Below are 1,033 nucleotides of genomic sequence, written 5' to 3'. Positions count from 1 at the left end.
ATGTCACTGAAGTTCTTATTCAATGAAATGGTGTAGAGTTCTTTGCTGCCACCGTAGCGCTGACCTGTTTCCCTCGCATTTAAGTAATCTGACATCGACATAAAATCACGCTCAGAGAAACGGTAGCCCGCAAACTGCACTTGGCTGTCATATTGTTCAAATCGTTTTGAGTAGTTAATACGATATGAACCACCACTGATGGTCGTTTCACCAGGTAAACGCGCAAAAGATTGCGTGACGTCAAATGACATCGCACCAAAGGCGAGCAAGTCACGGCCAATACCCGCTGATAATGCGTTATAATTTTGGCCAATTAAGCTACCAGCAAATAGTGACCAACCATTGCTAACTCCCCAAGATAATTCCCCTGTTAAGAAGCTGTCACCTTGACTATGACGCTCATAATTAGTTGGTTGACCCAGTGCTAACTTGTACTGAACTTGGCCTGGTCGGGTCAGATATGGTAGATTCGCCGTATCAACTTGGAATTCTTGAACAGAGCCATCTTCTTCTTTAACCGTGACGTCTAACCTACCGCTGATGGCGTCACTTAAATCCTGAATTCTAAATGGTCCTGGCGCGACCTGAGTTTCATATAACACACGACCTTGCTGACTTACCGTCACCGTAGCGTTAGTTTTCGCAATACCGGTCACTTCAGGCGCGTACCCCCGCAAGCTTGGTGGCATCATACTGTTATCTGAACGCAAACTTGCCCCCGTAAAACGGAAGCTATCAAACATATTTGACTCAAGATAATCTTCACCTAATGTCAACTTAGCTTGCAAAGATTTCAGCGCGCGATAAGCATAGAAACGGTTCCACTGAAAATCTTTTTGTGTCTGCGTATTTTGGCCATTCATATGACTTAAACGACCTTGCCAATCTGCACGAAAACGCCATACCCCAAGGTTTATACCCATGACTCCATTACCATTAACTTGATAACTGTCATTTCCCCCTTTTCGGTAAGAGTTATTAGCATTCGCATTGATATTATAATCGGCCAAAATTGCCGATATCCCATCATCCC

Annotated in this window: 1 protein-coding gene; it reads right to left on the bottom strand. The window is 44.1% G+C overall.

The features are described 5' to 3' along the window. A partial coding sequence (locus tag AAZR93_RS21565; RefSeq protein ID WP_434721038.1) for a fimbria/pilus outer membrane usher protein occupies positions 1-1,033 on the bottom strand: 1,033 nt, incomplete at both ends.

It is taken from the genome of Providencia sp. Je.9.19, assembly GCF_051129765.1.
In the GTDB taxonomy this organism is placed as follows: Bacteria; Pseudomonadota; Gammaproteobacteria; order Enterobacterales; family Enterobacteriaceae; genus Providencia.
Note: the sequence above shows the minus strand (reverse complement) of the source record. Positions and strands in the feature narration are given on the sequence as shown.